The organism is Streptomyces aurantiacus JA 4570, from assembly GCF_000414115.1.
GTDB lineage: Bacteria > Actinomycetota > Actinomycetes > Streptomycetales > Streptomycetaceae > Streptomyces > Streptomyces aurantiacus_A.
This window is the reverse complement of record NZ_AOPZ01000282.1, coordinates 1-13519: the sequence shown is the minus strand read 5'-3', so window position 1 is coordinate 13519 and position 13519 is coordinate 1. Positions and strand designations below refer to the sequence as shown.

General features: G+C 71.6%; 10 protein-coding genes. All 10 read left to right on the top strand.

What is annotated here, in order from left to right; genetic code table 11:
* The first annotated feature begins 269 nt into the window (after positions 1 to 269).
* Positions 270 to 1451: an ROK family transcriptional regulator gene (locus STRAU_RS25535; RefSeq protein ID WP_016643288.1), complete on the top strand. Its 1182-nt coding sequence runs from the start codon at positions 270 to 272 to the stop codon at positions 1449 to 1451.
* Between the two features lie 138 nt (positions 1452 to 1589).
* A complete protein-coding gene (locus STRAU_RS25530) occupies positions 1590 to 3179 on the top strand; it encodes a sugar ABC transporter ATP-binding protein (RefSeq protein WP_016643287.1) in 1590 nt (529 codons plus the stop codon).
* On the top strand, positions 3176 to 4195 hold the full coding sequence (locus STRAU_RS25525; protein WP_016643286.1) for an ABC transporter permease: 1020 nt from the start codon (positions 3176 to 3178) through the stop codon (positions 4193 to 4195). The genes STRAU_RS25530 and STRAU_RS25525 overlap by 4 nt, the downstream gene beginning before the upstream one ends.
* Before the next feature lie 12 nt (positions 4196 to 4207).
* The gene (locus tag STRAU_RS25520; RefSeq protein ID WP_016643285.1) at positions 4208 to 5251 is read left to right on the top strand and encodes a substrate-binding domain-containing protein; all 1044 of its coding nucleotides are present in this window, start codon (positions 4208 to 4210) and stop codon (positions 5249 to 5251) included.
* Between the two features lie 48 nt (positions 5252 to 5299).
* Positions 5300 to 6694 (top strand): Gfo/Idh/MocA family protein, encoded by a 1395-nt coding sequence (locus tag STRAU_RS25515; RefSeq protein ID WP_016643284.1) that lies wholly within the window; start codon positions 5300 to 5302, stop codon positions 6692 to 6694.
* A gap of 12 nt (positions 6695 to 6706) precedes the next feature.
* The gene (locus STRAU_RS25510) at positions 6707 to 7711 is read left to right on the top strand and encodes a sugar phosphate isomerase/epimerase family protein (protein ID WP_016643283.1); all 1005 of its coding nucleotides are present in this window, start codon (positions 6707 to 6709) and stop codon (positions 7709 to 7711) included.
* A 177-nt stretch (positions 7712 to 7888) separates the two neighbouring features.
* Positions 7889 to 10348, top strand: a complete 2460-nt coding sequence (locus tag STRAU_RS25505) for a PQQ-dependent sugar dehydrogenase (protein WP_016643282.1) — start codon at positions 7889 to 7891, stop codon at positions 10346 to 10348.
* Between the two features lie 15 nt (positions 10349 to 10363).
* On the top strand, positions 10364 to 11875 hold the full coding sequence (locus STRAU_RS25500; protein WP_016643281.1) for a ThuA domain-containing protein: 1512 nt from the start codon (positions 10364 to 10366) through the stop codon (positions 11873 to 11875).
* 130 nt (positions 11876 to 12005) lie between these two features.
* Positions 12006 to 13157 carry an inositol-3-phosphate synthase gene (locus STRAU_RS25495; protein WP_052029255.1) on the top strand — a complete coding sequence of 384 codons (1152 nt, stop codon included), beginning with the start codon at positions 12006 to 12008 and terminating at the stop codon, positions 13155 to 13157.
* A 55-nt stretch (positions 13158 to 13212) separates the two neighbouring features.
* A partial coding sequence (locus STRAU_RS25490; RefSeq protein WP_162473228.1) for a UbiA family prenyltransferase occupies positions 13213 to 13519 on the top strand: 307 nt, incomplete at its 3' end.

The following is a 13519-nucleotide window of genomic DNA, read 5'->3' as shown; positions in this document are numbered from 1 at the left end:
GTTCCGGCAGGTAGTAAGGGCGGGTGGGTGGGGGAAAGCCCGTCCGGCGATTGAGGGCGAGCCGCGCAGCGGCGATCGGCGTGGGCTGTCCCACCCGCACGGGACACCCACCCCGACGGAGCCCACCTTTGTCCTGTGACGGGAGAAAGTCGGAGCCAATTCGCTCCCAACTTCTTCCCAGCCCCGGCACGCGCTGCTACGTTCCCCTCGAAAGCCCAACAGGACACACGGGATTCGGCCGAACAGGCGGGGAGGGGCGCGTGAGACGTATGACGGCTCGACCCGCCAACGCGCACCAGGCGCGACTGCTGCGACTGCTGCGCGACGGAGGGCCCAACTCCCGCGCCCAACTCGGCGACCAGGTCGACCTCTCCCGGTCCAAGCTGGCCGTGGAGGTGGACCGCCTCCTGGAAACCGGCCTCGTGGTCGCCGACGGCCTCGCGGCGTCCCGCGGCGGCCGCCGCTCCCACAACATCCGCCTGGCCCCGGCCCTCCGCTTCCTCGGCGTGGACATCGGCGCGACCTCGGTCGACGTCGCCGTCACCAACGCCGAGCTGGAGGTCCTCGGCCACATCAACCAGCCCATGGACGTGCGCGAGGGCCCGGTCGCGGTCTTCGAGCAAGTCCTCGCCATGGCGGCCAAGTTGCGCGCCTCGGGGCTCGCGGAGGGATTCGACGGCGCCGGCATCGGCGTACCGGGCCCCGTCCGCTTCCCCGAGGGCGTCCCGGTCGCGCCGCCGATCATGCCCGGCTGGGACGGCTTCCCCGTACGGGAGGCCCTCAGCCAGGACCTCGGCTGCCCGGTCATGGTCGACAACGACGTGAACCTGATGGCGATGGGCGAGCAGCACGCGGGCGTCGCCCGCTCCGTGGGCGACTTCCTGTGCGTCAAGATCGGCACGGGCATCGGCTGCGGCATCGTCGTCGGCGGCGAGGTGTACCGCGGTACGACGGGCAGCGCGGGCGACATCGGCCACATCCAGGTGGAACCGGACGGCCGCCCGTGCGCGTGCGGCAACAAGGGCTGCCTGGAGGCATATTTCAGCGGCGCCGCGCTCGCCCGCGACGCCGAGGAGGCCGCCCACCAGGGACGTTCGCAGGAGCTCTCGACGCGCTTCGAGGACTCCGGCCGGCTCTCCGCCGTCGACGTCGCCGCGGCGGCCGCCGCCGGTGACCCCACCGCGCTCGACCTGATCCGCGCCGGCGGCAACCGCACGGGCCAGGTCATCGCGGGCCTCGTCAGCTTCTTCAACCCGGGCCTCGTGGTGATCGGCGGCGGCGTCACCGGCCTCGGCCACACGCTGCTCGCCGCCATTCGCACCCAGGTCTACCGCCAGTCGCTGCCCCTCGCGACCGGCAACCTCCCCATCGTCCTCGGAGAGTTGGGCCCCACCGCTGGTGTCATCGGCGGCGCCCGCCTCATCAGCGACCACCTGTTCTCACCGGCCTAGCCGGCCCGGACGCCCGTACGCACGACCGGCGCCCCGCAGCACCTTGATCAACATTGTCATGCCCTTTACAAGATCACGCCCTTCACGAGATCGCCCTGCTCTGCCCTGAAACCGGCCGCACCCCCCGAGGGAACCGTCATGGCACCAGAACCACCCCTGCTCACCATGTCCGGCATCACCAAGTCGTTCCCTGGCGTCCGCGCGCTCGACGGCGTCGACCTGCACGTCCAGGCCGGCGAGGTGCACTGCCTGCTCGGCCAGAACGGCGCCGGCAAGTCCACGCTCATCAAGGTCCTCGCCGGCGCCCACCAGCCCGACGACGGGACGATCGTCTGGCGCGGCGACGAGGTCACGCTGCGCTCCCCGATCGCCGCCATGCGCCTCGGCATCGCCACCATCTACCAGGAACTCGACCTGGTGGAGGGCCTGTCCGTGGCCGAGAACGTCTACCTCGGGCACGAGTCGACCTCCGCCGGATTCGTGGTCCGCGGACGCGACGCGCGAGCGTCAACGGCAGCCCTGCTGAAGCGACTTGGGCACGACGAGATCGATCCGGCGCGCCTCGTGGGGGACCTCTCCGCGGCCCAGCAGCAGATCGTGTCGATGGCCCGCGCGCTCTCCCACGAGGTGCGCCTGATCGTGATGGACGAGCCGTCGGCCGCGCTCGACCCGGACGAGGTCGACAACCTCTTCCGGATCGTCGGCGACCTGACGGCCGCGGGTGTCGCCGTCGTCTACATCTCGCACCGCCTGGAGGAGATCCGGCGCATCGGCGACCGCGTCACCGTCCTCAAGGACGGCCGTGCCGTCGCCGTCGGGCTGCCGGCCAAGGAGACCCCGACGCGTGAGGTCATCGCGCTGATGACCGGGCGGAACGTGGAGTACGTCTTTCCCGAGCGGCCGCAGCCGCCGGGGAGCGGGGCGGCCGCGCGGCCCGAGCCCGTCCTGTCCGTCCAAGGGCTCGCCAGGGACGGGGAGTTCGCGCCGCTCGACCTCGAACTGCGGCCCGGCGAAATCGTCGGTCTCGCCGGGCTCGTCGGCTCCGGGCGGTCCGAGATCCTGGAGACCATCTTCGGCGCCCGCAAGCCGACGTCCGGACAGGTCCGGGTGGACGGGCGGGCGCTGCGGCCCGGCAGCGTCCGCGCCGCCGTCCGCGCCGGTCTCGGACTCGCGCCCGAGGAACGCAAGGCGCAGGCCCTGCTGATGCTGGAGTCCGTCACCCGCAATGTGTCGGTGTCCTCCATGTCCCGCTTCTCGTACGGGGGCTGGCTGGACCGGGCCAAGGAGCTGCGGGCGGCCCGCGACGCCACCCGGGAGCTGTCGCTCAGGCCGGACAACCCGTCCGTGCCCGTGCGCACCCTCTCCGGCGGCAACCAGCAGAAGGCCGTCCTGGCCCGCTGGCTGCTGCGCGGCTGCCGCGTCCTGCTGCTCGACGAGCCGACGCGCGGGGTCGACGTCGGCGCCCGCGCCGAGCTGTACACCGTCATCCGGCGCCTCGCCGACGAGGGCCTCGCCGTGCTCCTCGTGTCCAGCGAGGTGCCCGAGGTGCTCGGCCTCGCCGACCGGGTCCTCGTCCTGCGCGAAGGCCACGTCGTGCACAGGGCGCCCGCGCGCGACCTCGACGAACACCGCGTACTCGATCTCGTCCTGGCCTCCGGCCAGCACGGCCCCACCCACACGGAGGGCCCCCACAGCCCCGCCACCACGGAAGGAAGCCCGGCGTCATGACGCAGCCCGCATCGCCCGCCCGGCCCGTCACCGAGAAGAGCCCGCCGGCGGACGGCGACAAGAGCCCGTGGCGGTCCCGCGTCGCCCGCGCCGACGTGCGGACGCTCTCGCTGCTCGGCGTCCTCGCCGCCCTCGTCGTGATCGGCGGCGTCACCGAGCCCGACGCGTTCCTCGACACGGACAACCTGCAGCTCATCCTCACTCAGGCATCCGTCATCGGCGTCGTCACCGTCGGCATGACCTTCGTGATCATCTCCGGCGGCATCGACCTGTCGGTGGGCGCGATCGTGGCGCTGGCGTCGGTGTGGGCCACGACGGTCGCCACGCAGGACTACGGCTTCGCCGGCATCCTCTTCACGGCCGTCGTCGTGGGTCTCGGGTGCGGTCTCGTCAACGGTCTGCTGATCGCGTACGGCGGCATGGTGCCGTTCATCGCCACGCTCGCCATGCTCGCCTCCGGCCGTGGTCTCGCCCTGGAGATCACCGACGGCAAGACGCAGATGGTCACCGTCGACGGGGTGCTGAAGCTGGGGGAGCGGGACTCCTACGTCCTCGGTATCCCGCCGCTGGTGATGGTCTTCGCCGCCGTCACGGCCGTGGGCTGGCTGCTGCTGAACCGGACCACCTTCGGGCGCCGCTCGGTCGCGGTCGGCGGCAACGCGGAGGCTGCGCGGCTGGCCGGTATCGACGTACGCAGGCAGCGGCTCTATCTGTACCTGCTGTCCGGGCTGTGCTGTGGCATCGCCGCCTTCCTGCTGATCATCCTGTCCGGGTCCGGCCAGAACACCAACGGCAATCTGTACGAACTCGACGCGATCGCCGCCGCGATCATCGGCGGCACCCTGCTCAGCGGCGGGCGCGGCACCATCACCGGCTCCGTGCTCGGCGTGCTGATCTTCACCACGATCACCAACATCTTCGCGCTCAACAACCTGGAGACCGCCGTCCAGCAGATCGCCAAGGGCGCGATCATCGTCGCCGCGGTCCTGGTCCAGCGGCGTACGGCCACCACCTAAGGGGTTCATGTCATGCCAGAGTTCACGAGCCGCAGAGGTCTGCTCTTCGGGGCGGCCGCCGTGTCCGCGGGTGCCGTGCTGACCGGCTGCACCAGCAACGAGTCCAAGGACGACGACTCCTCCGAGGACAACAAGCAGGCCGTCGCCGACGACAAGCCCGGCAAGGAAGTCACCATCGGCTTCGCCGGACCGCAGGCCGACCACGGGTGGCTGAACGCCATCAACGACAACGCCAAGGAGCGGGCGAAGAAGTACAAGGACGTCACGCTGGAGGCGACCGAGGGCTCCAACGACACCGCCGCGCAGATCGGCCAGGTCGAGACGCTCATCAACAAGAAGGTCGATGTCCTCGTCATCCTGCCCGCCGACGGCAAGGCCCTCACCCAGGTCGGCCTCAAGGCCATGAAGGCCGGCATCCCCGTCGTCAACCTCGACCGGATCTTCGCCTCCGCCCAGGCGTATCGCTGCTGGATCGGCGGCGACAACTACGGCATGGGCCTGAACGCGGGCCACTACATCGGTGAGAAGCTGAAGGGCAAGAAGAACGCGAAGGTCATCGAGCTCGCCGGCCTGGACAACCTGGAGCTGACCAAGCAGCGCACCAAGGGCTTCGACGACGCCCTGAAGAACTACTCGAACATCGAGAAGGTCGCCCGGCAGGCCGCCGAGTTCACCGTCGAGTCCGGGCAGTCGAAGATGTCGCAGCTCCTTCAGGCGCAGAAGAACTTCGACGCGCTGTGGAACCACGACGACGACCAGGGCGTGGGCGCCCTGCGCGCCATCAAGCAGGCCGGGCGTGACGATTTCCTGATGGTCGGCGGCGCGGGCGCGCTCTCCGCCTTCGAGGAGATCAAGCAGGACCGGGGCGTGCTGAAGGCCACCGTCCTGTACCCGCCGACGATGGCGGCCTCCGCGATCGACCTGGCGCGGGCGCTCGGCCAGGGCAAGGGGATCAGCGGCATGTCCGAGTTCGAGATCCCGTCCTCGGTCACGCTCTACTCGGCCGTCGTCGACAAGGACAACGTCGACCAGTACATGTCCACCGGCTTCAAGTGAGGTGCCCACTGACCCGCGAAGCAGGCGACGACCAGGAGGAGTTACCGCATGAGTGAGACGGAGCACGAGGCTGCCGCCGGCGGCACCGCCGGGGCCGGGCCGACCGACGGCACCGGGGCCGGGCGGCGCCGACTCGGCGTGGGGATGGTCGGCTACGCCTTCATGGGCGCCGCCCACTCCCAGGGCTGGCGGACCGTCGGACGCGTCTTCGCCCTGCCGGTCGACGCGCGGCTCGCGGCGGTCTGCGGCCGTGACGGCGCGGCCGTGCGCGCCGCCGCCGACCGGCTCGGCTGGGCCGCCGCCGACCGGCTCGGCTGGGCCGCCGCCGAGACCGACTGGCGCGCCCTCATCGCCCGTGACGACGTCGACCTCGTCGACATCTGCACGCCCGGCGACAGCCATGCGGAGATCGCGATCGCCGCACTCGACGCGGGCAAGCACGTGCTGTGCGAGAAGCCGCTCGCCAACACCGTCGAGGAGGCCGAGGCCATGGCGGCCGCCGCCGAACGGGCCGCCGCACGCGGCCAGGTGGCGATGGTCGGCTTCAACTACCGCCGCGTTCCCGCGCTCGCCCTCGCCCGCCGGATGGTCGCCGAGGGGCGGCTCGGGACGCTGCGGCACGTCCGCCTCACCTACCTCCAGGACTGGCTCGTCGACCCCGCCTTCCCGCTGACTTGGCGGCTGCGCAAGGACCGCGCGGGCTCGGGCGCGCTCGGCGACCTCGGCGCGCACATCGTGGACCTCGCGCAGTACGTCACCGGTGAGGCCGTCGCGGGCGTCTCCGCCCTGACGGAGACGTTCGTACGCGAACGGCCGCTCCTGGAGGGCACGTCCACCGGGATCACGGCGGCCGGGGTCGCCGGACAGGCGGGGACCGACGGGCAGGCGGGGGTCGCCGGGCAGACGGGCGCCGATGGGGGAGGGCAGGTCCGCGTCGGGGCCGGTCTGGTCACGGTCGACGACGCCGCCGTCTTCACCGCGCGCTTCCCCTCCGGGGCGCTCGCCACGTTCGAGGCGACCCGGTTCGCGGCCGGCCGCAAGAACGCCCTGCGGCTCGAACTCAACGGCTCGGACGGCTCGCTGGCCTTCGACCTGGAGCGCCTGAACGAGCTCTTCTTCCACGACCACACCGAGCCCGCCGACTCGTCCGGCTTCCGCCGCATCCTCGTCACGGAACCCGGCCACCCCTACCTGGAGGCATGGTGGCCGCCCGGCCACGGGCTCGGCTACGAGCACACCTTCGTGCACCAGGCCCGCGACCTGCTCCACGCCATCGCCACGGGCACCGCCCCCGAGCCGTCCTTCGCGGACGGGCTCTCGGTGCAGCGGGTGCTCGCGGCCGTGGAGGAGAGCGCGGCGAAGAACGCGGTCTACACCCCCGTCGGCGGGCGCCCGCACGCCCGCGTCAACTCCCGTGCCGAAACCGGCGCCCACATCGCCTGAGGAGACTCGCCGATGCCCCGCTCGTACACACTCTTCACCGGCCAGTGGGCCGACCTGCCCCTCGAAGAGGTCTGCACCCTGGCCCGCGACTTCGGCTACGACGGACTCGAACTCGCCTGCTGGGGCGACCACTTCGAGGTCGACAAGGCCCTGTCCGACCCCTCCTACGTCGACGGGCGGCACGCGCTGCTCGACAAGTACGGCCTGAAGTGCTGGGCCATCTCCAACCACCTGGTCGGCCAGGCGGTCTGCGACGCGATCATCGACGAGCGCCATCAGGCGATCCTGCCGGGGCGCATCTGGGGCGACGGCGACGCGGAGGGCGTACGGCAGCGGGCCGCGGCCGAGATGGCGGACACCGCGCGCGCCGCGGCGAAGTTCGGCGTGCAGACGGTCGTCGGCTTCACCGGGTCGGCCATCTGGCATCTGGTGGCGATGTTCCCGCCCGCGCCCGAGTCGATGATCGAGCGCGGCTACGAGGACTTCGCGGAGCGCTGGAACCCCGTCCTCGACGTCTTCGACGCGGAGGGCGTCCGCTTCGCCCACGAGGTCCACCCCTCGGAGATCGCGTACGACTACTGGACGACGCACAAGGCCCTGGAGGCGGTCGGCCACCGGCCCGCCTTCGGCCTGAACTTCGACCCCTCCCACTTCGTGTGGCAGGACCTCGACCCGGTCGGCTTCCTGTACGACTTCCGGGACCGGATCTACCACGTCGACTGCAAGGAGGCCCGGCGCCGCCTCGACGGCCGCAACGGGCGGCTCGGCTCCCACCTGCCGTGGGGCGACCCGCGCCGCGGCTGGGACTTCGTCTCCGCGGGGCACGGGGACGTGCCCTGGGAGGACGTGTTCCGGATGCTGCGCTCCATCGGCTACGAGGGCCCCGTCTCGGTGGAGTGGGAGGACGCGGGCATGGACCGCCTCCAGGGCGCGCCGGAGGCACTGCGCCACCTGAAGGCATACGACTTCGAACCCCCGACGGCGTCCTTCGACGCGGCGTTCGGCGGCGACAGGTGAGTTTGTCCAGCCTCTGGTGAAAGTCCAACTTAGGTAGTGCGCAAGGGCTTTCCGCCAAGGACAAACGTGGCTACCGTCCCTGATGTGTACAGGACATAGACCCCTCCCGGGGTGACGGCGCACCCCGGGCGCCAGGCTCGCACCCCCACAGTGAACGGCCCCCGACCGGAGGACCCCGTGCACAGACTCCGCCCACGCAACCGCAGAGGCATCGCCCTGCTCACCGGCACCCTGCTCACCGCCGCCACGCTCACCTTCGCCGCGCCGGGCGCCGGCGCCCAGTCCGAGCCAGAGGCGCGGCCGCAGCCGAAGGCCGAGGACTTCCAGCAGGTCACGCTCGCCAAGGGCGAGCCGGAGATGGGCGAGCCCATGACGCTCGCCGTGCTCCCCGACCGCTCCGTCCTGCACACCTCCCGCGACGGCACGGTCCGCCTGACGAGCGCCGCCGGCGAGACGAAGGTCGCCGGGAAGATACCCGTCTACAGCCACGACGAGGAAGGTCTCCAAGGCGTCGGCGTCGACCCGGGCTTCGCCAAGAACAGGGCGGTCTACTTCTACTACGCCCCTCCGCTCAGCACGCCCTCGGGCGACGCCCCGAACGACGGCACCGCGGCCGACTTCAAGAAGTTCGACGGCGTGAACCGGCTGTCCCGCTTCGTCCTGAAGGCCGACGGCACCCTGGACACCCAGAGCGAGAAGAAGGTCCTGGACGTCCCCGCCAACCGCGGCATCTGCTGCCACGTCGGCGGCGACATCGACTTCGACAAGGCCGGCAACCTCTACCTGTCGACGGGCGACGACTCCAACCCCTTCGCCTCCGACGGCTACACCCCCATCGACGAGCGGCCCACCCGCAACCCGGCCTACGACGCCCAGCGCACCTCCGCCAACACCAACGACCTGCGCGGCAAGATCCTGCGTGTCAAGGTGCGCAACGACGGCTCGTACTCCGTCCCCCAGGGCAACCTCTTCGCCAAGGGCACCAAGAAGGCCCGCCCCGAGATCTACGCGATGGGCTTCCGCAACCCCTTCCGGATGAGCGTCGACAAGCCCACCGGCATCGTGTACGTCGGCGACTACGGCCCGGACGCGGGCACGGCCAACCCCCAGCGCGGCCCGGCGGGCCAGGTCGAGTTCACCCGCGTGACCAAGCCCGGCAACTACGGCTGGCCGTACTGCACCGGCAAGAACGACGCGTACGTCGACTACGACTTCGCCACCGGCGCCTCCGCCGCCAAGTTCGACTGCGCCGCGCCGAAGAACACCTCGCCGCACAACACCGGCCGCACCGACCTGCCCCCGGCGCAGCCCGCCTGGATCCCCTACGACGGCGGATCGGTCCCTGAGTTCGGCACCGGCTCGGAGTCGCCGATGGGTGGCCCGGTCTACCGCTACGACGCCAAGCTGAACTCGCCGGTCAAGTTTCCCCGGGCGTACGACGGGAACTACTTCGCGGGCGAGTTCGGGCGCCGCTGGATCAAGCGCATCGACCAGGGCCCGGACGGCACCGTGAAGTCCATCAACGCCTTCCCCTGGAAAGGCACCCAGGTCATGGACATGGAGTTCGGCCCGGACGGCGCGCTGTACGTCCTCGACTACGGCACCGGCTTCTTCAACGGCGACGAGAACTCCGCCCTCTACCGCATCGAGAACGCCACCGGCGGCCACTCGCCGGTCGTCGAGGCCGAGGCGTCCGTGACCAGCGGCCAGGCCCCGCTGAAGACCCAGTTCACGGCCAAGGCTACGGACGCCGACGGCGACGCGCTGACGTACACCTGGAACTTCGGGGACGGCACCACGTCCACCGAGCAGAACCCCTCGCACACGTACGACAAGAACGGCGTCTACACCGCCACCGTCACCGCCAAGGACCCCTCGGGCCGCAGCGGCACCGCCGGCGCGCACGTCACCGTCGGCAACACCGCGCCCACCGTGAAGCTCGAACTCCCGGGCGACGGGCAGCTCTTCACCTTCGGCGACAAGGTGCCCTTCAAGGTGACCGTGAGCGACCCGGAGGACGGGACCATCGACTGCTCCAAGGTCAAGGTCACCCACATCCTCGGCCACGACAGCCACGGCCACCCCGTCACCTCCGCCAACGGCTGCGAGGGCACGCTGCAGACGTCCGCGGACGGCGAGCACGACCCGAACGCGAACATCTTCGGTGTCTTCGACGCCGAATACACCGACAAAGGCGCGAACGGCCAGCCTGCGCTGACCACCCACGACCAGAACGTCGTCCAGCCCAAGCACCGCCAGGGCGAGCACTACGGCGGCTCCCAGGGCGTGTCGATCATCAACCACACCCCGGCGCACGGCGGCAAGACCGTCGGCGACATCCACAACGGCGACTGGATCTCCTTCAAGCCGTACATCCTGAACAACGCCACGAAGCTGACCGCGCGCGTCGCCTCCGCCGGCTCCGGCGGCACCCTCGAGGTGCGCGTCGGCTCGGCCGACGGAACGCTCCTCGGCAGCGCGAAGGTCGACCCCACCGGTTCCTGGGAGACCTACACCGACGTCAGCACGAACCTCGCCGGAGCGCCCGCCGGGACGACGACGCTGTTCCTCGTCTTCAAGGGCGCGGGCACCGGCGCGCTCTACGACGTCGACGACTTCACCCTCACCACGAGCTGAGAAAGGGGGCACCCCATGCGCGCACCAGCACGACTGATCACCGCGACGGCGGCCGCCGCCCTGCTCATCGGCTGCGTGTCGGGCCCGGCCGCGTCCAAGCCGGACGCCGAGAGCCCCGGTGGCCCCAGCGGGAGGGACAAGAAGGCGGGCGAACGCGTCCTGGTCTTCTCCAAGACCGCCGGATTCCGCCACGACTCCATCCCCGACGGCATCGCCGCCATCAAGAACCTGGGCGCCGCCCACGGCTTCACCGTCGACGCGACGGAGAACGCCGGCGCCTTCACCGTGAAGAACCTCGCCCGGTACGACGCCGTCGTCTGGCTGTCGACGACCGGCGACGTGCTCAACGGCAAGCAGCAGTCGGCCTTCGAGAGCTACATTCGCGCGGGCGGCGGCTACGTCGGCGTCCACGCCGCCGCCGACACCGAGTACGACTGGCCCTTCTACGGCCGCCTCGCAGGCGCCTACTTCCAGTCGCACCCGGCCATCCAGGACGCCAAGGTCGACGTCGAGGACCACGCCCACCCCGCCACCGCCCACCTCGGGCCGGTGTGGGAGCGCACCGACGAGTGGTACAACTACCGCTCCAACCCGCGTGAGCGTGCCCGCGTCCTCGCCTCGCTCGACGAGTCCTCCTACAGCGGCGGCTCGATGGGCGGCGACCATCCCATCGCCTGGTGCCAGGGGTCCGTCGAGGGAACGCCCGGCCGCTCCTTCTACACCGGCGGCGGCCACACCAAGGAGTCCTTCGCCGAACCCGCCTTCCGCCGGCACCTCCTCGGCGGCATCCGCTACGCCATCGGCGCCGCCCAGGCCGACTGCCGCCCCGAGCAGGGCTACGCCCCGCTCTTCGACGGCACCGCGGACTCCCTCGCCAAGTGGAAGCAGGCCGGGCCCGGCTCCTTCGCGCTGAAGGACGACGGCACCATCACCTCCGTCGGCGGGATGGGCCTGCTCTGGTACCAGCCGAAGCAGTTCGGCTCGTACTCCCTCAAGCTCGACTGGAAGATGACCGGCACCGACAAGGACGACAACTCCGGGATCTTCCTCGGCTTCCCGCCCTCCGACGACCCCTGGACGGCCGTCAACAACGGCTACGAGATCCAGATCGACGCCACCGACGTCCCGGAGAGGACCACCGGCTCCGTCTACGGCTTCAAGTCCGCGGACCTCGCCGCCCGCGACCGGGCCCTGAACCCGCCGGGGGAGTGGAACACCTACGAACTCCGCGTCGAGGGCGAGCGCCTGCAGATCTGGCTCAACGGCGTGAAGATCAACGACTTCACCAACACCGATCCGGCGCGGAGCCTGCGGGACGGCCACATCGGCATCCAGAACCACGGAGCCGACGACCAGGTCACCTTCCGCGACATCCGGGTGAAGGAGCTGCCCGCGGCCAAGGCCGACGGACCGAGCGAGGCCGCCGAGGCCGGGGAGCCCGCCAAGGCCGAGCCATCTGCCGAGGCCGGGGAGTCCGCACAGGCCGAGGAATCTGCCGAGGCCGGCAAGGAGGCGGGCGGCCGATAGACGGCGGTGGGCGGAGGACGCCGGACCTCCGCCCACCGTCTTGCCCGCCCCGCACCGCGAACCGCGGCGCGGGGCCCCGCGCCGCGAGGCACGGGTGACGACCGTACGTGCGTGACGACAGGAGGCAGCCGTGTCCACCGAGTCCCCTACTGCTACCGCGGGTCCGACCGCTTCCGCCGGCCCCACCGGGGTGTGGCTGATCGGAGCGCGCGGCTCCGTCGCGACGACAGCCGTCGCCGGCTGCGCCGCGATGTCGGCGGGACTGCACCCGCCCACCGGCCTGGTCACCGAAACACCTCCCTTCTCCGGCAGCGGACTGCCGGCGTTGTCCTCTCTCGTCTTCGGCGGGCACGACACGGTGGAGTGCCCGCTGCCCAAACGCGCCGAACACCTCGCCGCCGGAGGCGTCCTGCCGCACGGCCTGCCCGCGGCCGTGCACGCCGAACTGGCCGCCGCCGACACCGAGATCCGCCCCGGCGGCCCGCTCCCCGGCGACTCCCGCACCGACGACGAACTCATCTCCGCCTTCGCCGCCGAGATCCGCGCCTTCGCGCACCGCCGCCGTCTCGCCCGCGTGGTCGTCATCAACGTCGCCTCCACCGAACCGGCCCCCGGCGACGACGAACGACTGCCCCCGAGCTCCCTCTACGCCGCCGCCGCCCTGCGCGCCGGCGCCCCCTACGCCAACTTCACCCCCTCAACCGGCCTGCACCACCCCGCCCTCACCGACCTCGCCGTCACCTCCCGCCTGCCCTTCGCCGGCCGGGACGGCAAGACCGGCCAGACCTTGCTCCGGTCCGTCCTCGGCCCGATGTTCGCCCAGCGCGCCCTGGCCGTCCGGGCCTGGTCCGGTACCAACCTCCTCGGCGGCGGTGACGGCGCCGCCCTCGCCGATCCGGGCGCTGCCGCCGCCAAGAACGCGGGCAAGGAACGCGTCCTCGCCGACACCCTCGGCACCGCCCCCGAGGGCGAGGTCCACATCGACGACGTCCCCTCCCTCGGCGACTGGAAGACCGCTTGGGACCACATCGCCTTCGACGGGTTCCTCGGCACCCGCATGACCCTCCAGACCACCTGGCAGGGCTGCGACTCGGCGCTCGCCGCGCCCCTGATCCTGGACCTGGCCCGCCTCCTCGCCCGCGCCCACGAAGCCGGACTCTCCGGGCCCCGCCCCGAACTCGCCTTCTACTTCAAGGACCCCGACCCCGGCGCCTCCTCCGCCCTCCCGGACCAGCACACGGCACTCCTCACCTTCGCCGCCCGCCTGCGGGACGCGGCATGAAGGCCCTGAGCGTCCCGAGCGTCCCGAGCGAGGGGCCGCGGCTCGGGGAGGCGTCATGAATCTCCGTGCCTGGGCCGAACTCCTGCGCCTGCCCGCCCTGTTCACCGTCCCCGGCGACGCCCTCGCGGGTGCCGCGGCGACCGGTCTGCGCCCCGGCCGGGGCACCTTCCTCGCCATCGGTTCCTCCCTCTGCCTGTACGAAGCCGGCATGGCCCTCAACGACTGGGCCGACCGCGCCGAGGACGCCGTCGACCGCCCTCACCGCCCCCTTCCGTCGGGCCGCGTGACCCCCGCCGCCGCGCTCACCGCCGCGGCCGCGCTCACCGCCGGCGGACTGGCCCTGGCCGCCCGCGCGGGCCGCC

Bases quoted from the DNA above. Each gene is read 5' to 3' on its own strand.
- STRAU_RS25515 (WP_016643284.1), top strand. From the start codon at position 5,300: ATGAGTGAGACGGAGCACGAGGCTGCCGCCGGCGGCACCGCCGGGGCC.
- STRAU_RS25510 (WP_016643283.1), top strand. From the start codon at position 6,707: ATGCCCCGCTCGTACACACTCTTCACCGGCCAGTGGGCCGACCTGCCC.
- STRAU_RS25530 (WP_016643287.1), top strand. From the start codon at position 1,590: ATGGCACCAGAACCACCCCTGCTCACCATGTCCGGCATCACCAAGTCG.
- STRAU_RS25525 (WP_016643286.1), top strand. From the start codon at position 3,176: ATGACGCAGCCCGCATCGCCCGCCCGGCCCGTCACCGAGAAGAGCCCG.
- STRAU_RS25520 (WP_016643285.1), top strand. From the start codon at position 4,208: ATGCCAGAGTTCACGAGCCGCAGAGGTCTGCTCTTCGGGGCGGCCGCC.
- STRAU_RS25535 (WP_016643288.1), top strand. From the start codon at position 270: ATGACGGCTCGACCCGCCAACGCGCACCAGGCGCGACTGCTGCGACTG.
- STRAU_RS25500 (WP_016643281.1), top strand. From the start codon at position 10,364: ATGCGCGCACCAGCACGACTGATCACCGCGACGGCGGCCGCCGCCCTG.